The 19084-nt window shown below is 64.9% G+C and carries 14 protein-coding genes; 9 read left to right on the top strand and 5 right to left on the bottom strand.

The features are described from left to right. Positions 1 to 69 precede the first annotated feature (69 nt). Both A605_RS05965 and A605_RS05960 read right to left on the bottom strand, forming a co-directional pair. Complete coding sequence (locus A605_RS05965) at positions 70 to 903, bottom strand: SWIM zinc finger family protein (protein ID WP_015400606.1); 834 nt, start codon at positions 901 to 903, stop codon at positions 70 to 72. Next, complete coding sequence (locus A605_RS05960; protein WP_015400605.1) at positions 904 to 3987, bottom strand: DEAD/DEAH box helicase; 3084 nt, start codon at positions 3985 to 3987, stop codon at positions 904 to 906. Between the two features lie 432 nt (positions 3988 to 4419). On the opposite strand from A605_RS05960, the gene putP reads away from it, so the two are divergent. The 3 genes from putP to A605_RS05945 all read left to right on the top strand — a co-directional run bounded on the left by putP (position 4420) and on the right by A605_RS05945 (position 7215). Next, on the top strand, positions 4420 to 6003 hold the full coding sequence (putP, locus tag A605_RS05955; RefSeq protein WP_015400604.1) for a sodium/proline symporter PutP: 1584 nt from the start codon (positions 4420 to 4422) through the stop codon (positions 6001 to 6003). A 61-nt stretch (positions 6004 to 6064) separates the two neighbouring features. Continuing rightward, the gene (locus A605_RS05950) at positions 6065 to 6721 is read left to right on the top strand and encodes an HNH endonuclease family protein (RefSeq protein WP_015400603.1); all 657 of its coding nucleotides are present in this window, start codon (positions 6065 to 6067) and stop codon (positions 6719 to 6721) included. A gap of 14 nt (positions 6722 to 6735) precedes the next feature. Then, positions 6736 to 7215 carry a hypothetical protein gene (locus A605_RS05945; protein ID WP_015400602.1) on the top strand — a complete coding sequence of 160 codons (480 nt, stop codon included), beginning with the start codon at positions 6736 to 6738 and terminating at the stop codon, positions 7213 to 7215. A gap of 31 nt (positions 7216 to 7246) precedes the next feature. On the opposite strand, the gene A605_RS05940 is transcribed toward A605_RS05945, so the two are convergent. Continuing rightward, on the bottom strand, positions 7247 to 8242 hold the full coding sequence (locus A605_RS05940; protein WP_015400601.1) for a hypothetical protein: 996 nt from the start codon (positions 8240 to 8242) through the stop codon (positions 7247 to 7249). Between the two features lie 300 nt (positions 8243 to 8542). Further along, complete coding sequence (locus A605_RS05935) at positions 8543 to 10636, bottom strand: DEAD/DEAH box helicase (protein WP_015400600.1); 2094 nt, start codon at positions 10634 to 10636, stop codon at positions 8543 to 8545. Between the two features lie 281 nt (positions 10637 to 10917). On the opposite strand from A605_RS05935, the gene A605_RS05930 reads away from it, so the two are divergent. The 4 genes from A605_RS05930 (at position 10918) to A605_RS05920 (ending at position 14998) form a co-directional block, all read left to right on the top strand. Then, the gene (locus A605_RS05930; protein ID WP_015400599.1) at positions 10918 to 12348 is read left to right on the top strand and encodes an amino acid permease; all 1431 of its coding nucleotides are present in this window, start codon (positions 10918 to 10920) and stop codon (positions 12346 to 12348) included. 167 nt (positions 12349 to 12515) lie between these two features. Beyond that, complete coding sequence (hutG, locus tag A605_RS05925) at positions 12516 to 13484, top strand: formimidoylglutamase (RefSeq protein WP_015400598.1); 969 nt, start codon at positions 12516 to 12518, stop codon at positions 13482 to 13484. A 167-nt stretch (positions 13485 to 13651) separates the two neighbouring features. Then, positions 13652 to 13780 (top strand): hypothetical protein, encoded by a 129-nt coding sequence (locus tag A605_RS15940; RefSeq protein ID WP_280109783.1) that lies wholly within the window; start codon positions 13652 to 13654, stop codon positions 13778 to 13780. Positions 13781 to 13951: 171 nt separating this feature from the next. Further along, positions 13952 to 14998, top strand: coding sequence for a right-handed parallel beta-helix repeat-containing protein (locus tag A605_RS05920; RefSeq protein WP_015400597.1), 1047 nt, complete (start codon positions 13952 to 13954; stop codon positions 14996 to 14998). Positions 14999 to 15069: 71 nt separating this feature from the next. Here the strand turns inward: A605_RS05920 and A605_RS05915 are convergent, their stop codons facing one another. Beyond that, positions 15070 to 15483: a GNAT family acetyltransferase gene (locus tag A605_RS05915; protein WP_015400596.1), complete on the bottom strand. Its 414-nt coding sequence runs from the start codon at positions 15481 to 15483 to the stop codon at positions 15070 to 15072. A 201-nt stretch (positions 15484 to 15684) separates the two neighbouring features. Between A605_RS05915 and A605_RS05910 the strand changes: the two genes are divergently transcribed. Together A605_RS05910 and A605_RS05905 are read left to right on the top strand one after the other, a co-directional pair. Then, complete coding sequence (locus A605_RS05910) at positions 15685 to 16083, top strand: (deoxy)nucleoside triphosphate pyrophosphohydrolase (protein ID WP_015400595.1); 399 nt, start codon at positions 15685 to 15687, stop codon at positions 16081 to 16083. After that, on the top strand, positions 16080 to 18998 hold the full coding sequence (locus A605_RS05905) for a DUF3427 domain-containing protein (protein ID WP_015400594.1): 2919 nt from the start codon (positions 16080 to 16082) through the stop codon (positions 18996 to 18998). Before A605_RS05910 ends, A605_RS05905 begins: the two co-directional genes overlap by 4 nt. The last annotated feature ends 86 nt before the right edge of the window (positions 18999 to 19084 follow it).

The raw sequence follows: 19084 nt of genomic DNA, 5'->3' as shown, positions 1-19084 counted from the left end.
CGGCCGCAGAGGACCAGGGGAAGCCGTTTGTCCGGACTCACACTTCCACCGGCACGGACCCGGCCACCCTCACCGCGTCAGATGGTCGTAGATGTCCTCGATGTCGGAGACCGCGCGCAGCTGGTCAATGCTGGTGTAGGACACCGCCCGCATCGCCTTGTGCAGCAGGTCCAGGTCGGAGTCGTCCAACGCCGGCGCCACCTTCGGATCCGGCAGGTCCGGCAGCGGATGCCCGGACCAGAACAGCTCGGTGTCGTCCTCGGATTCCCGGCTGACGATCTTCGCCTGTTCGCTGACGGCCTGCTCGAGCCGGCCCAGGTCGAGCCCGCGCAACTGGAACAGCAGGGCGGAGTCGGCGTCCATCTTCGCGGCGAGCTTCTCCACCACGGCCACCGCGTGTTTGCACACGACCGCGGAATCCGGGCAGTCGCAGCTGAAGCGGATGTCGGACGGGTCCTCGGCCAGCAGGATGTCGAGCAGTTCGTCGGCGACGTCGCCGGAGCGGGCCCGCCGCAGGCCGTTGGTGGTGCGTGCCAGCCGGTCGGTGACCTTCGCGATGTCGTCGGTGGAGCGGTACGGCAGCTGGATCGCCACGTTGAAGGGCTCGTTCTGGGAGCCGGCGACCTGCCCGTGGACGCGTCCGTTGGCCACCTCGAGGCCGACGACGTGGCCGGCGGCCGCGTACTGCCTGCCCCGGGTCACCCGCCCCTGATCGGTCAGCCGGGTCACGGCGTCGAGCAGCCGCGCCGCACCTGGGACGAAGGCGGGCCGGGTGCGCCGGGGGGCGCGCGGGGCGTCGTCGGATCCGGTCACCCGGGTGCGGTTGCCGAAGTTGGCGTAGATGACGTTGCCGTCCTTCGGCCGCTGCCTCCCCTGCTTTCCCGGCCTGTCTGATTCCGCCATCTACTTCTCCCTTCCCCGGTAGCTCATCAGCTGGGCCAGCTGCTCCGGGTCGAGCTCGGTGAGCCAGCCCTCGCCCTCGCCGACGACCGCGCCGGCGAGGTCGGTCTTGCCGTCGAGGATGTCCTGGATGGACTCCTCCATCGTGCCCGCGGTGATCATCTTGTACACGTCCACGTTCTTCAACTGCCCGATGCGGAAGGCGCGGTCGGTGGCCTGGTTCTCCACCGCCGGGTTCCACCAGCGGTCCATGTGCACCACCATCGACGCCGCCGTCAGGTTCAGGCCCGTGCCACCGGCCTTGAGCGAGAGGATCATCGCCCGCGGCCCGTCCCCGGCCTGGAACTCCGCGACCATCTTATCGCGCCCGGTCTTGGTCACCCCGCCGTGCAGGAAGGGGATGCGCTCGCCCAACCGGTCGGACAGGTAGGGCTGGAGCAGGTCGCCGAAGGCTTTGTACTGGGTGAAGATCAGCATCCGCTGGTCGGTCTCCACGGCCTCGTCGATCAGCCGCATGAGTTCCCTGACCTTGCCCGAGCGGTGGCGGCCCTTGGCGGTCACCGCGGAGGCGTCGCCCAGGTAGTGGGCCGGGTGGTTGCAGATCTGCTTGATGCGGGTGATCGTGGCCAGCACCAGTCCACGCCGGGCGATGCCCTCGGTGTTCTCCAGGCGCAGCTGCACGTCGTCGACCAGCGCCTTGTACAGGGCGGCCTGCTCGGAGGTCATGGTGACGGTGAGAATCTCCTCGTTCTTCTCCGGCAGGTCGTCGATGATCGCCGGGTCCGTCTTCAGGCGCCGCAGGATGAACGGGGCCGTCAGCCGCCGCAGGCGTTCGGTCATCTCCTCGTCGTGCTCGCGCTCGATGGCCTTGGCGAAGTGGTTGCGGAAGAAGCTCGTGGAGCCGAGCACGCCGGGGTTGCAGAAGTCGAGGATGGAGCGCATCTCGGACAGCCGGTTCTCCACCGGGGTGCCGGTCAGGGCGACGCGGTGGCGGCTGGGCAGCGAGCGCACCGCCTTCGACGAGCGCGTCGAGGAGTTCTTGATCGCCTGGGCCTCATCCAGGACCACGCGGTCCCAGTCGATTTTGCCCAGCTCCGAGAAGTCGCGGCCGACCACGCCGTAGCTGGTGACCACCAGGTCGGTCTCCCCGATCGCCTCGTCCAGCGCCTCGCCGTGCAGCCGCTCGGTGCCGTGGTGGACGGCCACGCGCAGCCCGGGCACGAATTTCGCGGCCTCGCGGGCCCAGTTGCCCACCACCGAGGTCGGCGCGACGACGAGCGTCGGTCCGGCGGCCTCGCAGCGCTCGCGTTCAACGGCGAGCACCGCCAGCAGCTGGAGCGTCTTGCCCAGGCCCATGTCGTCGGCGAGCACCGCGCCGAGGTTGTTGCGCGACATCCAGTACAGCCAGTCCACCCCGCGGCGCTGGTACTCGCGCAGGTCGGCGTGCACGGTGTCGGGAATGGCCACGCGCTCGGGCGCGGGCGTCTCCGTCCCGCCGAGTAACGAGGTGAACCACTGCGAGCCGGTGAACTCCACCGGTTCCTCGGCCATGGCCTCCAGGGCGAGCTGGCGCAGTTCGGCGACGGTGACCTCCCCGGAGCCCTCCGCGCCGGCGAAGTTGCGGTTGAACTCCTCGCGGCGCTTCTCGACGTCCGCGATGAGCAGCTCCCAGCCCGGCTGCTCCTCGGCTCGCGCCCGCTCGGCCGCGGCGGCGGCCTTCTCGAGTTCGGCGCGGCGTCGTTTGCGGGAGGAGGCGGCGAGCTCCTCCATGTAGTCGGCGATCTTCGTCAGCGCGGAGGTGTCCGCCATGACCCACTCGCCGCGCAGGCGGATGAGCCCGGACTTGGAGTTGACCAGCTCGGTCATCTCCTCGTCGGTCAGCTCGACGTCACCGACGGACATCCGCCAGTTGTACTCGACGAGCTGATCGAGCCCGATATTGGTGCGGGTGGCGGCCACGGCCGGGTCGGAGACCTCCGTGGTCTCCAGCCGGGCCTTCGTCTCGTAGGCCGACCACGCCTTGGGCAGCATGACGGTGAACCCGCCCGCCTGGACCCGGGCCACGTCCCGCGAGATGAAGTCGACGATCTCCGCGGTGGACAGGTGGACGTCCCAGTCGCCCTCGGCCTCTGAAAAGTCGGTCGTGCGTTTGGGGTGGGCGACCGGATCCAGCAGCTCGGTGATCCCGATCGCCCGGCGGTGGGAGGCGCGGAGTTTCTCCACGCTGCCACGGTCGAGCTCCTCGACCCGGATGGGCCGGGGGCTGTCAGTGCCGGAGCGGACCTGGACGCGCACCGGCCACGTGGAGTCCTCGGGATCCTGGTACCCGCTGTCGGCCGGGGGCTGTTCGACGATGAACACGAGCTGCAGGTCGACCGAGGTGATCGAGTCCTTCCACTCGTTGAGCTTGTTGAGCAGGCCCGCCCCACCCCGGCGCAGCGGCGATGAGGTCAGCAGCGAGTGGGCGAAGTCGTGCCACGGGTACGGGCGGGTGACGTCGACCAGATCCTGCAACTGGGCGGCGGCGATCCAGTGGACGAAGGTGTCGGCGATGTCCTCGCTCAGGCCCCGGTTGTTGGCGGTGAGCACGCCGGGGGCGGCGGCGACCATCTCCGCGAGCCAGCCGCGCTCCCCCAGCCCGGAGGCCAGCTGCCACTGCGGCCACCACTGGTCGTCCTCGTAGCCGAGCTTGAGGGTCACACGCCCGGCGCGGACGAATCTGGTCAATCCGGTGTACATGCGGATCAGCCACATCAGATCCGGCGCGATGGCCGCGCGCTGGGTGGTGGTCGCCGCGGGCCCGGGGCCGTCGAGGAAGGCCAGCTGGGACAGCGTGGCCACGGCCTGCTCCGGGGTGAACACGGCGGTGGGGATGACCAGCTGCACCTGCCGGCCCTTCGGGGTGCGCAGCTTGACCCGCAGCTTGCGGCGGAAGCGCCGGTCGTCCAGCAGCGAGTGGGTGGCCGGCGGGAAGGTGCCGTCCGGCACCGAGGACGGCAGCACGATCCGGTGTCCCTCCACCTGCTCAATCCACAGGTGAAGGCCGGAACCCGGCATCCACAGACCGTGCAGGAGGAAAGAAGGCATAAGGTCTTTTCTACCATTTCGCGCGGTCAGAGTCCCCGTCGCGGGGCGTTCAGATACTTTTCGTGGGCCGCATCACGCTCGCCGGCGGCCGGGGCACCGTGCCGGGGAACGGTGACCTCCGCCACCCCCTTTAGCGGTGGGCAGGTGCCGCGCCATGTCCGCTCCGGCGATTGTTGCCATTCCGTTACATCCTGGGTCGCCCGCAGGTAGTGCGCCGGTTACCCCCGGATTGACACGTGCCCGCCGCCCGATTTCGTTTGGGCCAGTCCCCGGCAGCCGTTACGGTCAACAACCGACCCCGCCCCACGTGGCGGGCAACTTATTTCATAATGTTATGTGACCTGAGCGACACCTGACGCGCGGCCGTGACAAAATTAAGCCACCCCACTCGCGGCGTGGCGTCCGTCCGCGTCTGACCAAAAGGAGGAACCGGTGTCAGAGACAACCTGGTTCATCATTGCCATCATCATCTACATGGCGGCAATGCTGGCCATCGGATACTGGAGTTACACCAAGACCGACAAGTACGACGACTACGTGCTCGCCGGCCGTGGCCTGCACCCGTTCGTCGCCGCCATGTCGGCCGGCGCCTCGGACATGTCGGGCTGGCTGCTCATGGGCCTGCCCGGCGCCCTGTTCGTCACCGGTCTGTCGGAACTGTGGATCGCCATCGGCCTGCTCGTCGGCGCCTGGGCGAACTGGAAGTGGGTGGCACCCCGCCTGCGCTCCTACTCGGAGATCGCCAACAACTCGATCACCCTGCCGAGCTTCTTCGAGAACCGGCTGCGCGACCGGACACGTGCACTGCGCGTGGCCTCCTCGCTCATCATCATCCTGTTCTTCACCTTCTACGTCTCCTCCGGCATGGTCTCCGGCGGCCGCTACTTCGAGGCCACCTTCGGCGGCGACTACCTCACCGGCATGCTCATCGTCGCGGCCGTGACCGTCGCCTACACCTTCGTCGGCGGCTTCCTGGCCGTGTCCTACACCGACACCGTGCAGGGCATCATCATGTTCGCCTCGCTGATCATCGTGCCCGTCATGGCGCTGATCGCCCTGGACAACCCGTCGGACATCTTCTCCTGGGCCGAGAACAACGACTACGGCCCCTGGCTCGAGGAGGCCGGCGCAGGTAACCCGACCTACTTCAACATGATCGCCGGCGTCTCCGCGGCCGCCATCATCGGCAATCTGGCCTGGGGTCTGGGCTATTTCGGCCAGCCGCACATCGTGGTGCGCTTCATGGCCCTGCGCACCCCCTCCGAGGCCAAGCAGGGCCGCTGGTACGGCATCGGCTGGATGCTCCTGTGCATCATCGGCGCCACCTTCGTCGCGATGATCGGCACCGTCTACTTCTCCCAGAACCCGGACATCACCATCACCGACCAGGCCGCGTTCGAGACGATCTTCCTCGACATGGGCCGGATCCTGTTCCACCCGCTGATCGCCGGCCTGCTGCTGACCGCGGTGCTCGCGGCCATCATGTCCACGATGTCCTCCCAGCTGCTGGTCGTGTCCTCCTCGCTGATCGAGGACCTGTACAAGATCGTGGCCAAGCGGTTGCCGAGCGAGCAGGTGCTGATCAACCTCTCCCGTACCGCGGTCGTGGTGGTCGCCATCATCGGCGGTGTCCTGGCGGTCAGCCCGAACGACTCCATTCTCGGACTCGTCGGCTTCGCGTGGGCCGGCTTCGGCTCCGCGTTCGGCCCCCTGATGCTGGCCGCCCTCTACTGGAAGCGCCTGAACGCCGCCGGTGCGCTCGCCGGCATGGTCACCGGTGCCGTCGTGTCCTTCTCCTGGGGACAGTTCGGCGGTTCGGACATCATCTACGAGATGGTCCCGGGCTTCCTCTCCTCCGCCATCGTCATGGTCGCGGTCACCCTGCTGACCAACGGCCCGAAGCCCGAGGTCGAGGAGGAGTTCGAACAGGCCTCGAAGCTGGCCAGGTACACCGAGAAGCACCAGGACATGGAGATCGAGACCGCCGCCGAGAAGGTCACCCAGGGCGAGATCTAGCACGTCCACCACTCCCCTCACCGGGGAACCGACCAGGCCTCACACCCCGTCGAAGAAGGGTGTGAGGCCTTTTCGCGTCTACCTGACCGCACTCGTCTGCGCCACCATCCTCGTCGCCGGCCTCGAGGTGGCCCCGCACCTCGCCCCGCGCGAGGAGCCCGGCCTGCCGCGCCTGCCGGTCCTGCTCGCCGACATCCGCCCCGTCCCCCAGCGGGCCCGCGTCCTCGGCTACGAGCGCACCGAATTCGGTGCCGGCTGGGCGACGGTGGGCGCGTGCACCGTGCGCGAACACATCCTGATCACCCAGCTTGCCGACACCGCGGCGGACACCGCCGGCGGCGGCTGCACCGTCACCACCGGCCGCGGTCGGGATCCCTACACGGGTGAAGAGATCGTCCTCGGTCCCGCGGCGACCGCCGTGGAGATCGACCACATCCTCCCACTGTCCGCCGCGTGGGATCTCGGGGCGCACGCCTGGGACCCGGCCACCCGGCTGGCCTTCGCCAACGATCCGCTCAACCTGCTGGTGACCACGCGGGAGGCCAACCGCGACAAGTCAGACTACCTGCCAGCGGCCTGGTTGCCCCCGGATCCCGCCGCGCGGTGCTGGTACGCCCGCCGCCTCGCGCTCGTGGCCCAGCGCTACGCCCTGCCACTGCCACGGGAGGACCTGTCGGCGATGCGGGCCGCCTGCCGCCTGAGCGGGCTACTCCGCTGATTAGGGTGGGTGACATGACCATTGTCCTGATCATCCTGCACGTGCTGGCCGCCGTGCTGTTCATCGGTCCCACGACCGTGGCGGTGTCCACCTTCCAGGGGCAGGCCCTGAAGGCCCACGCCGGTGACACCCGCGCGGCCGGCACCGCCGCGCTCCTGCACCGGATCACCCGCTCCTACGGCGTGCTGTCCATCCTGGTCCCCCTGCTCGGCGTCGCCACCATGGCCACCAACTGGAGCGTCTACGCCACCCGGGCCAACTTCCACACGGCCATCGCCGTGGCGGTCATCGCCTGGGCGCTGCTGCTGGTCCTCATCATCCCGCAGCAGCGGAAGATGATGGGCGCGCTCGGCCTGCTCGAGGCCGACGAGCACGACCCGGAGGAGGACGTCGTCTCCGACTGGGACAGGGCCAGGAGCCGCCTGTCCATGTTCGGCGGCGTCTTCGCCCTGCTGTGGGTGGTCATGCTCGCCCTGATGTACATCAACTTCTAGGACCGGGCGGGTTCCGGCACCACCACCGGGTTCAGTCCCCCGCGGCCCGCCAGGTGAACACGGAGTTCCCGCGCAACACGTCCTCCAACACCTCCGCGGTCTCGAAGACCAGGTTCCACCGCACCCCCTCCGGCGCCGGACCGGGGACCTCCCCGTGGAGGTAACCGCGCACTCCCCGGTCCCGCACACTCTCGTCCAACCCCAGCCGGCGCGCCACCAGATGGGCGATCAACCCCGTCTCCAGCTCACCGGGATGCGTCACCCCATCCTCCCCGTCCTCCCCGGTGACCGGCGCCCCGCGCCACCTGCCGAGCACCGTCAACGCCAGGATCTGCGCCAGCAGGCCGAGGATCACGACCATCACGTTCTCCTCCCCCGGCCACGGATTGATCAGCAGCCGGAAGAGCGCCTCGTCTCCCGTCAGGTCGGGACGGGGCAGTCTGCGGCGGTCACGGGGGCCGTTGCGGATCCACCCGACGGTGTCGTAGTCCGGATCGTCATCCCACTCGACCACCGCGCCGATGACCCAGACGTGCCGCAGCAGGGCGAGCTCGTAGTCGGTGAGCACCTCCGCGAACTCCCGGTACTCCGGTGCCAGGTGGTGCGCACGCCGACGCAGGTGGCGCGACCGTTCGAGCGCGTCGACGACCGGCCAACGGGTGGACTCCTCCGCGCCGGGCGCCGGGGATACGTCACCGGAGAGAAAACAGCCGAACCGCTCCCGCCGCGAACCAAGCATGCGCACCGGCCGCGCGCCGGGGTCGGGAACCCGTCCCCTGGCCAGCCACTCGGCCTCCGTGTAGAGCACCGGTTGGACGAGTTCCTCCCGGCGCCGCTCATCCGCCACCACGTCGAAGCCCCACCGCTCCGCGAGCTGGCGGGCGACCACCACCGCCTGGTCGACGGTGAACCGGGGATTCTCCGCGACGAACTCGATGATCCACCGTTCCAGGCCCGCCCGGTCGACCGGATCCGTCACATGGCGGATGTGGCGGTCGGTGGCGAGGTAGACGAGCGTGGGGGTCACGAGGGATTCTCCTGGGTCGGGATATTGGTGGACCCGATCAGTAGACCGCACGACCCGGACACCGGTCAGGCGGCAGTCGAACACCCGTACCGCTACGAGCGCCTCGGCCGGAGGTGTATTTTCCCGATGGCCGAGGTGCATCTTCCCTGTTCAGAAAATCAGTGACGCATCACGCATGTAGAATAATGCACCTTCCCGGAACCCGGGACACCCCGCGGCACGTCCCGCCCCCACCCACAAACACCACAGGGGCCCGCCACCGGAGAATCCTCCGGCGACGGGCCCCTGTGTCAGCTCAGGCTAGTCGCGCCAACCGCCGCGGCCACCGCCACGTCGGTCGTCACGGCCACGGAAACCACCGCGGCCACCGCGATCATCACGGTCACGTCCACCACGGAAACCGCCACGACCACCACGGTCGTCACGATCCCGGCCGCGGAAGCCACCGCGTCCGCCGCCGCGGCCACCACGGTCGTCACGGTCACGGCGCGGCGGGCGTCCGCCGCCCGAGTCGCGCTCGATCTTGATCAGCTCGCCGGAGATGCGGGTGTCGGACAGCTTGTCCAGCACCGAGTTCGGCATGTCCTTCGGCAGCTCGACCAGGGTGTGGTCGACGGCGATGGTGATGCGGCCGAAGTCCTTCGAGGACAGGCCGCCCTCGTTGGCCAGCGCACCGACGATGGCACCCGGGCGCACGTGCTGACGCTTGCCCACGGCCAGGCGGTAGGTGACGAAGTCGCCGTCCCGGTCGAAGCGGGAACCACGGTCACCACGGTCCCGACGGTCACCACGGCGGTCGTCCCGGTCGAAGCGGTCGCGACGCTCGCGGCGCTTCTCCGGCGGCGGCTCCTTCATGAGGAAGTCGTCGCCGGCCTGGGCCTGGGTGGCCAGGGCGGCGGCAATGTCCTCCAGCGGGACGTCGTGCTCCTCGGAGTAGGCCTTGACCAGATTGCGGAAGATGTCGAGCTGCCTCGACTCCAGCGACTGGGTGATCGAGTCGGCGAACTTGGCCTTGCGGGCCTCGTTGACGTCCTCGACCGAGGGCAGCTCCATCTCGTCGAGCGGTGCGTTGGTGGCGCGCTCGATGGAGTTGAGCATGCGGCGCTCACGCGGGGTGACGAACAGGATCGCCTCGCCCGAGCGGCCCGCGCGGCCGGTGCGGCCGATGCGGTGGACGTACGACTCGGTGTCGTGCGGGATGTCGTAGTTGAGCACGTGGGAGATGCGCTCGACATCGAGGCCGCGGGCGGCGACATCGGTGGCCACCAGGATGTCCAGGCGTCCGTTCTTGAGCTGGTCGACGGTGCGCTCACGCTGGTTCTGCGCGATGTCGCCGTTGATGGCGGCGGCGGAGAACCCGCGGGCACGCAGCTTCTCGGCGATCTCCTCGGTCTCGTGCTTGGTGCGCACGAAGACGATCATCGCGTCGAACTCGGTGACCTCGAGGATGCGGGTGATCGCGTCCAGCTTGTTGCGGTGCGCCACGTGCAGGTAGCGCTGCGTGATGTTCGTGTTGGTCCGGGTCTCGGACTTGACGGTGATCTCACGCGGGTCGTTGAGGTACTGCTTGGAGATCCGGCGGATGCCGTTGGGCATGGTCGCCGAGAACAGGGCGACCTGCTTCTCGTCCGGGGTGTCCGCGAGGATGCGCTCGACGTCCTCCTGGAAGCCCATGTTGAGCATCTCGTCCGCCTCGTCGAGGACGAGGAAGCGCAGGTTGGAGATGTCCAGGGAGCCCTTCTCCAGGTGGTCGATCACACGGCCCGGGGTGCCCACGATGATCTGGGCGCCCCGGCGCAGGCCGGAGAGCTGGATGCCGTAGGCCTGGCCGCCGTAGATCGGCAGCACGTGGATGTCGCCGAGGTGGTCGGCGAAGGACTGGAAGGCGTCGGCGACCTGCAGGGCCAGCTCACGCGTCGGCGCGAGAACCAGGGCCTGCGGGGAACGCTCGGCGACGTCGATACGCGCCAGGACGGGCAGCGCGAACGCCGCCGTCTTGCCGGTACCGGTCTGGGCCAGGCCGACCACGTCGCGGCCGTCCATGAGGACGGGGATGGTCTCGGCCTGGATGGGCGAGGGTGTCTCGTAGCCGACCTTCGTCACGGCGTCGAGGACGGCACCGGGAAGTCCGAGGCTGGCGAAACCCTGGCTCTCGGTTTCGTTGTCAGTTTCGTTGTCCGGGTTGTTGTCCGTCCCGGAGCCGGCAGCCTCAGAAGTGTTCGCGTCCCTGGTGTCCTGTTCCGCCTCCGCTGCGACGTCGAGATTCTCGACGGTCAGCGGCTCGGAGGCGGCTGCAGCCTGCGCTGCGTCACCCTGCGAAGTTTCCTGAGATTCCGACAGATTAAAGTCATCCGGCTCGTTCACGCCGCCGGTGGCGTTATCGGTAATGCTCATTGCCGTTCAATCATACGCCACAAGCGGCCGTTTATCTACATTGCGCAGGTGATTCGCCCCACTGTGAGCCTTTTCCGGGCCCGCAGCGGCACCAAACAGCGGGAAAAACGGATGTCAAACCCACAAAACCCACACCATTCCCACACCGCCCGGCGTCCCCGTCCGCCCATTCCGGAAACCGGTGCCCCACGGAGTAACGTACGGTCTGTTCATTTTCCCCTGGCCCCCGCGCGCAACTGGGGCGCGCGGGGAGCTCGAGCAGAAACCGCGAGGTAGCCACAGTGGTTGACTCCCCCGCCGACCCCCGGTCGGCCAATCCCACCACCGTGATCAAACGGCCGGGACTCAAGGCCCGCCACATCCACTTCATCGCCCTCGGCTCGGCGATCGGCACCGGCCTGTTCTACGGCTCGGCCGGCGCCATCCAGGCCGCCGGCCCCTCGGTCCTGCTGGTCTACCTGCTCGGCGGCGCGGTGGTCTACTTCATGCTGCGCGCCCTCGGCGAGATGTCCGTGCACCACCCCGTGCGCGGCTCCTTCGCCGTGTACACCCGCGCGCACCTGGGCGGGTGGTCCGGCTACATCACCGGCTGGATGTTCGCCTTCGAGATGATGATCGTGTGTCTGGCCGACCTGACGGCGATCGCCATCTACATGAAGTTCTGGTTCCCCGACTCCCCGCAGTGGATCTGGGTGGCCGTGACGCTGCTGATCGTCGGCGCGGCGAACCTGGCGAGCGTGCGCTGGTTCGGTGAGCTGGAGTTCATCTTCACCATCATCAAGGTCACCGCCGTGGTCGGCATGATCCTCGGCGGCGCCGCCATCCTCGCTTTCGGCCTGGGCACCGACCCGGCGACCGTGGGCATCGACAACCTCTGGAACAACGGCGGCTTCTTCCCCAACGGCGTCGGGGGCATGATCGCCGCGTTCATCCTGGTGCTCTTCGCCTTCGGCGGCACCGAGATCATCGGCGTGGCCGGCTCCGAGGCCGAGGACCCGGATAAGTCCGTGCCCAAAGCCGTCAACACCGTGCCCGTGCGCATCCTGCTGTTCTACGTCGGCGCCATCTTCGTGATCCTGGCGCTGAACCCCTGGCAGGCCATCACCGGCGAGGAGTCGCCCTTCGTCCAGATCTTCTCCACCCTGGGCGTGAACTGGGCGGCCGCCCTGCTCAACGTCGTGGTGATCACCGCGGCGCTGTCGGCCATCAACGCCGACCTCTTCGGTGCCGGCCGCGTGCTCACCGGCCTGGCCAAGGAGAATCTCGCCCCGAAGGCCATGGGCAGGGTGACCAAAAACGGTGTGCCCGTGATGACCACCGCCATCCTCATCGCCGTGCTGATCATCGGCGTCATCCTCAACGCCGTGCTGCCCGAGCGGGTCTTCGTCATCGTCGCCGCGCTGGCCACCTTCGCCACCGTCTACGTGTGGCTGATGATCCTGCTCGCGCACGTCGCCTCGCGGCGCCACATGGATCCGGCGGAGGTGGCCTCCCTGAAGTTCCCGGTCCCGCTGTGGCCCTGGGGGCAGTACTTCGCCATCGCGTTCATCCTCTTCACCTTCGGCATCATGCTCTGGCTGGATGAGTACCACCTGGCGCTCGGCGTGGGCGTGGGCTTCCTCGTGCTGATGACCGTGCTCTACTACGTCACCGGCCGACCGCAGGCGATCGCGCCGGCGCCCGAGGTGGCACCGCAGGAGACGAAGGCCTGACGGCCTCCGCTTATCGACGCCCCGTCCCTCTCCCCGTAAGTACGCGGAAAGGGCCGGGGTTTCATCGTCTCTCAGCGCGGCGTCAGATCACCACGGACAGCCCGGACCAGAGTCATGCTCTCCCATCCCGCCTGCCTGTCCCCATTTCCGTGACTACCCTGCAGCCCATGACCCACCACAGCAACACCTTCGCCGATTCCCTGCCCGATGCCTGGACTGGTCGCGTCGACGGGCCCAACCCCGACCACGCCCTCTGGTACACCACGATCCAGCCGCTCCCCGACCCCGCCGATGCGCCCCCTGGCGTGGCACTCGTGGGCTTCGCCTCCGACGAGGGCATCAGCCGCAACCACGGCCGACCCGGCGCAGTGGACGGCCCCGACTCCATCCGTGGCTCCCTCGGCTGGCTCGCGGTCCACGACGAACACCCGCGTTATGACGCCGGCACGGTCCGGGTCGACGACGCCGATCTCGAGGGCGGGCACGACCGGCTCGCCCGGGCGGTGGCCGATATCGTCGCCGCCGGCCACCTGCCGGTGGTCCTCGGCGGCGGGCATGAGGCGGCCTTCGGCTCCCACAAGGGCCTCCGTGACGGGCTCGGCGGGAACCCGCCCACCCCCGCGATCGTGAACCTCGACGCCCACCTCGACCTGCGCCAGGCAGACCGCCCGAACAACGGCACCCCGTTCCGCCAGATCGTGGAACTGGTCGGCGAGGACTTCGACTACACCGTCCTGGGTGTCTCCCCCGCGGACAACACCCGCTTCCTGTTCGACTCCGCTGAACGGCTGAACGTTTCCGTGACCCTCGACGACGAGCTCGCCGCCCTCTCCCCCGACGAGGCCGCCGACCTGGCACTCAAAGCCGCGGAGGAGCGCGAGATCGTGCACCTGAGCATCGATCTCGACGTCATGTCCGCCGCCGTCGCCCCCGGGGTCACCTCGCCGGCGGCCGTGGGCGTGCCGGTCGCGAATATCCGGGCGATCTGCACCGCCTTGGCGAAGACGGGCAAGCTGCGCCTGGTCGACGTCGTCGAGCTCAACCCGCACCTGGACGTGGACAAGCGCACCGCACGCGTTGCCGCGCGCCTGATCCACGAGATCGCCGCCGCGCACCTGGCCGCCATCGCGGCCTGAGCCCCTGCCACTACCCCGTTCCACCACACCACGACCCTGGTGAGACGGGGTTTTCCTGAATCGGCTACCCCCGGTTAATTTTGTGTGCCGCAATACCCGGAAATGCGAAGCGTGCCATGCCTACACTCATGGCACGCTTTCCCCAGACGATTCGCCAGGAGATACCCATGACCGATCAGGCCCCGCAGCACGAGACCCTGCTCAGGAAGTTGGCCACCCGCCTCACCCTCCCCGCCCTGGCTCTGGCCGCACTGGTCGCGGTCACCCCCGGCAGGAAGACGAAGGCCGCGGCCTGAGGAATCTCCGCCGCCCCCGTCCCACCGTGCTTCCTGCTTGGTGGGGCGGGGTTTTTCTATCTGGGGCACTCTGTTCAACTTTGTTATGTCAATATCAGGACATGGTGAGCCTTCTGTGGGTACACTCGCTCCATTCGCCGGATAGTGAGTCAGACCACACGAGGAGAAGGCATGACCGTTGCCACCCCGCTTCGCCCGTACTCCCCGAAGAGCCTGGCCGCCATGATCGGCGCCCCACTCCTGACCATCGGCACGCTCGCGGCCGTGGTACTCGCCCCCGCGGTCTCCGCGCAGTCCACCACCGCCGTCAACTGCAGCCTCGGCGATTCCCTGTCCACCGCCGTGGCCGAGGCGGAGCCGGGCACGACGATCGAGGTCAGTAGCACCTGTGGGGAGTCCGTCCACGTTCCGCGCACCGTCCACAACCTGGTCATCGACGGCAGCGGGAACGCCACCGTCCAGGGCCCGGATGCCTCCGCACCGCCGACCGGACCGGGCTCGTTCACCTTCTTCATTGAGGGCCAGGGCATCACCCTCCAGGGCCTGACGATCAATGGTGGTGCCCACAACGGTGTGCACCTGTCCGGCCCGGCGTCGGCGACGATTGTCGGCAACACCATCACCGGCACCGGTGGTGCCATCCACCTAGACAAGGACTCGACGGCTCAGATCGCCGGTAACACCATCACCGACAACCTCGGCTACGGCATCAACATCCAGGAGAACTCCTACTCCCGCATCGGCTTCACCGCCCCCACTCGCGGGCTCAATGGCAACACCATCACGGACAATGACGGTCCCGGCATCGTGATCAAGCAGTGGTCCACCGGCTGGATCTCCGGGAACACGATCGCTGACAACCAGGGCGACGGGGTGGTCATCGACCGCAACTCCCTCGGTGAGGTCTACGACAACACCATCGAGGCCAACACAGGGGATGGCATCCGCGTGAGCAACGGTTCGGGACTCAGCCTGACCCCGGAGGGTGCCGAGGCACCCTCGCAGGTCGCCGGTAACCACACCGCTCCGGCGACCCTCAACGGTGGCACCGGCATCTCCTGCACCGTCGGCGGCTACGTCAGCGGCGCCACCGGCACCATCAACGGCACGGGAGGCACAACGTACTTCACCGAGGGCTGCGTGAACTCCCTGACTAGCGCGTCAGACATCCCGGGCAACGGAAACCAGGCCTCCTCACTGTTCCAGCTGTCATCGTAGAGCGCTTATCGATGTCCGCCCCTGCCGCGTGTCCGCGTCAAGGTGCGGGCTTTGGCGTGCTCCAGGGCCGATCAGGACTGCAACCGGCGGGACATGACGAAGACCTCGTCACGCCCGAAGCCCAGCGACTCGTAGAAGCCCTGGACCTGCTCGTTACCCTCCCGCACGAGGAGCATCAGTTCGACGGCCTCGAATTTTTCCAGCCACTTGATGGCCGCGTCCATGATGATGCGCCCCAGTCCCCTCCCCTGCTGTCCCGGCGCGACCGCGACGTAATAGACCCAGCCCTTGTGCCCGTCGAAGCCGACCATCACAGAGGCGATGATCGCATCGTTCTCAACCGCAACGAGCACCGTGGACGTTTCCGTGGCGAGAGCCTGACGGGCGTCCGCTGCGGGATCATTCCACGGACGAGTCAGGCCCGCGTCGTGCCACAGCTGGACGACCTCGGGGATCTGGGAAGCGCGGAGCTCTTCGATGTGCATGGGGACAGCGTAGGCATGTGCAGAGCTTCGATTCTTGTCTTCTCTCATGTCTCTCGCTTCGGGACTGAGTGGCTTACCCACTTGAAGCTTGAACGGTGCCAGACTCACACACTCGGCTGTGCCAGCTAAAAACATGAGCAAGAAAGGCCTGCTCAACGTGTTAACATTGGCTGATCCAGCAGTGAGAACCGAGGAGCAGTTGTGAAGAAGCGCATCAACGTAACGGGAGCAGTCCTAACTGACGGAGACAAGGTTCTCGCAGCCCGGCGCGGCGCAGGAAAAGCACTCGCTGGATTTTGGGAGTTCCCTGGCGGGAAAATTGAAGCTGGCGAGACTCCTGAAGAATCACTAGCTCGAGAGTTGGAAGAGGAACTTCTCTGTCAGGCAACCGTGGGCGAATACGTCACCACAACCGAGCACGAATATGACTTCGGCATCGTCATCCTCTCAACCTATTTTTGCACTCTCTTGGAGGGAGAACCTCAGCTCACGGAGCATGAGGAGATTCGCTGGGTGCCAGCCAACGAGTTGAAGAATCTGGAGTGGGCACCCGCCGACATCCCCGCAGTCGAACTCATCGTGGAGAAGTTCACGGCATGACGGTGTCCAACTCCCCTCTTGGGCTTGACACTCAGTTCGGGTTCCTCGACAGAGCGATCAAGTCCCAACAGCTCTACAATCCCACCCTCATCGCAAACTACGACCACGCAACTATGTTGCAAGCGATTCGCGAAGAGCTACGACGGTCAAAGAGTTTTACCTTCTCAGTAGCGTTCATCTCCAGCCGCGGGATCGCCCTCCTCAAGCAGGCCCTCGTTGATTTCGAAGGCACTGGCGAAATCATTACCTCCCGTTACTTGGATTTCAACGACCCCGCTATGTTCCGCGAGCTCCTGCTACTCGAGAACGTGCAGGTAAACATCCATGAAGATGCAGGCTTTCACTCAAAGGGTTATGTGTTCGAGCAAGACACTGGGATCACCGCGATCATCGGTAGTTCCAACCTGACCGACAATGCACTTTTGGTGAATCAGGAATGGAACCTCAAGTTCTCGGCTGATGTGGAAGGCGATATCGCCTTCCAACTCCATGACGCGGCACAGAAACAGTGCTCTCGCTCGGTGCCCCTTACTGAGCAATGGATTCAAAACTACGAAAAGTCTCGACGCGTTCCCGATCGACTGATCCATCGAGACGATCCCATTGAGCTCAGCGCCGATGGCGGTCGTATCGTTCCAAACGAAATGCAAGAAGAGGCTCTGGAAGGTCTCCGTGAACTGCGAGACCGAGGAGAGCGCCGAGCGGTTATCATTTCGGCGACTGGTACGGGAAAGACAATCCTGGCTGCACTGGCGACACGAATGTTTAATCCCGAGAAAGTGTTGTTCATCGTCCACCGCGAACAGATTCTCGATAAGGCTGTTACAGAATTTCAGAAGGTCCTCAAGGAGCCATCGGACCATTTCGGGAAATTTGTTGGGTCTTCTCGCCAGTTTGATCGAAAATATATCTTCGCCACGGTGCAGTCCCTATCTCGCCGATCCACGCTGGATGCTCTCGATCCTGCAGAATTTGATTTCGTAATTATCGACGAGGTTCACCGATCTGGCGCAGAATCTTACCGTCGCATAATTAATCACTTGGCACCAGAGTTTTTGCTCGGGCTCACTGCCACCCCTGAGCGCACCGATGGTTTCAACGTTTTCGAGTTATTCGATTATAACGTGCCCTACGAAATCCGCCTTCAGGCAGCACTTGAGGCGAAGATGCTTGTTCCTTTTCATTATTACGGTGTCACTGACTTTGTCACTGCCGACGATGAGACGGTTACTGATACTTCACAGCTCGCCCGCCTAGTTGCAGATGAACGAGTCAGCTACATCCTCGACATGCTTCGCACCTATGGACATCCTGAAGCAGTCAAGGGGCTGATGTTCTGTAGCCGAAAGGATGAGGCCCACGAGCTGAGCACACTTTTTAATCAATCCATTATTAACGGTCATCGACTGCGCACCGCTGTACTCACAGGTGATGATTCCATTCAGGATCGTGAAGCAACAGTCGAGCAGCTTGAGGCCGGAGAACTCGACTACATTTTAAGCGTCGATATTTTTAATGAAGGTATCGATATTCCGCTGGTAAACCAGGTCGTTATGTTGCGAGGTACGCAGTCCAGCATCATCTTCACTCAACAATTGGGTCGGGGGCTACGAAAAGCACCCGGCAAGGACCACCTCCGAGTGATCGATTTCATCGGGAACTACGCGAACAACTACCTAATCCCCATCGCGCTATTTGGCGATAATTCTAGAAACAAGGACAGCATCCGTCGGAGAATGATCGATAATGAGACCGCCGGAACAATTTCTGGGGTCTCAAGTGTTAATTTTGACCCGATCGCTCAAAATCGCATCCTCGAATCACTGGGGAAAGCTCGCCTCGTAGGAAAGCAGCAATTCAAGCAGGATATTCTGCAGCTTCAAGACCGCCTCAATCAGATTCCGAAGCTCTACGATTTTGCGCGCTTCAACACCGTCGATCCGGTGATTCTGGCCAGCAAATATGGAAACTACTGGAGGCTTCTGACAGATCTAAAGTTCGCTGAATCCGGGCCTTCTGAAGAAGAAGAGAAATTTCTCGTTTTTCTGTCGAACGAAGTTCTCAATGGAAAAAGGCCTCACGAACTGCTATTGCTGAATGAGCTCCTTGAGCACGGGGAGTTATCTAGAGCTGAATTCGCTTCCCTCTTGGATAGGGAAAATACCGTCTCGAACGTTGAGACGATGCTGTCCGTGGAGCGAGTCCTCTCTTACTCATTCTTCTCAAGCCAGCAGCTGAACAAGTACGGGGACCAGCCTGTTCTCAGAGTGGATGAAGATCGAATCTGCTTGGGAGAAAAATTTTCTGATCTCTATCACTCACCCGCACAGGCTGAGGATCGCACTGCCGAGAAACAGTCTTTCCATGATCATGTCAACGACATCATTCAAACAGGGCTTTTCCTTGCCAGGCACCAACATGCGTGGAGAGGGGAGCTTCTCATAGGCGAACGGTATTCCCGTAAAGACGTATGCCGCTTGCTTAATTGGGAGAAGAATAACGAGAGCACAATTTACGGATATAAGGTCGATCAGTTCACCTCAACGTGTCCTATTTTCGTGACGTACCACAAGGATGATGAGGTGTCTGCCAGCACAAGTTATGAAGACGAATTCAAGGGTCCTGACACGCTGCATTGGTACACAAGGAGCCGGCGGACGCTCTCCAGTGGAGAGGTTCAAGCAATCACTTCGAACTCTGTCGCTCTACATCTTTTTGTGAAAAAGGACGATGCAGAGGGCACGGACTTTTTCTACCTCGGCGAAGCTCAAGCTGAAAACGAAGTCCAGGAACAGATGCCAGGAAATGACGGCGCCGCACTCAATGTAGTCAGTATGGATCTCACTCTGGAAACCCCCGTGGAACAAAGCCTCTATGAGTACCTAAGTACTCTCGGTGCGACATCCGCTTCATAGAAGCTAGCCCGGTGTTTTCACGGGAAGTGGGCTGACACAGGGTGAAAATATAAGGAAAGTGACCCACCCGTGCTACCGGATCATCA

It is taken from the genome of Corynebacterium halotolerans YIM 70093 = DSM 44683 (assembly GCF_000341345.1).
Taxonomy (GTDB): Bacteria; Actinomycetota; Actinomycetes; order Mycobacteriales; family Mycobacteriaceae; genus Corynebacterium; species Corynebacterium halotolerans.
This window is presented reverse-complemented; position numbering and strand designations above follow the sequence as displayed.

Excerpts from the sequence above, each read along its gene's own strand:
- A605_RS05935 (WP_015400600.1), bottom strand. The coding sequence starts at position 10,636 with ATGAGCATTACCGATAACGCCACCGGCGGCGTGAACGAGCCGGATGAC.
- hutG (WP_015400598.1), top strand. The coding sequence starts at position 12,516 with ATGACCCACCACAGCAACACCTTCGCCGATTCCCTGCCCGATGCCTGG.
- A605_RS05965 (WP_015400606.1), bottom strand. The coding sequence starts at position 903 with ATGGCGGAATCAGACAGGCCGGGAAAGCAGGGGAGGCAGCGGCCGAAG.
- A605_RS05905 (WP_015400594.1), top strand. The coding sequence starts at position 16,080 with ATGACGGTGTCCAACTCCCCTCTTGGGCTTGACACTCAGTTCGGGTTC.
- A605_RS05920 (WP_015400597.1), top strand. The coding sequence starts at position 13,952 with ATGACCGTTGCCACCCCGCTTCGCCCGTACTCCCCGAAGAGCCTGGCC.
- A605_RS15940 (WP_280109783.1), top strand. The coding sequence starts at position 13,652 with ATGACCGATCAGGCCCCGCAGCACGAGACCCTGCTCAGGAAGTTGGCC.
- A605_RS05915 (WP_015400596.1), bottom strand. The coding sequence starts at position 15,483 with ATGCACATCGAAGAGCTCCGCGCTTCCCAGATCCCCGAGGTCGTCCAG.
- A605_RS05960 (WP_015400605.1), bottom strand. The coding sequence starts at position 3,987 with ATGCCTTCTTTCCTCCTGCACGGTCTGTGGATGCCGGGTTCCGGCCTT.
- A605_RS05945 (WP_015400602.1), top strand. The coding sequence starts at position 6,736 with ATGACCATTGTCCTGATCATCCTGCACGTGCTGGCCGCCGTGCTGTTC.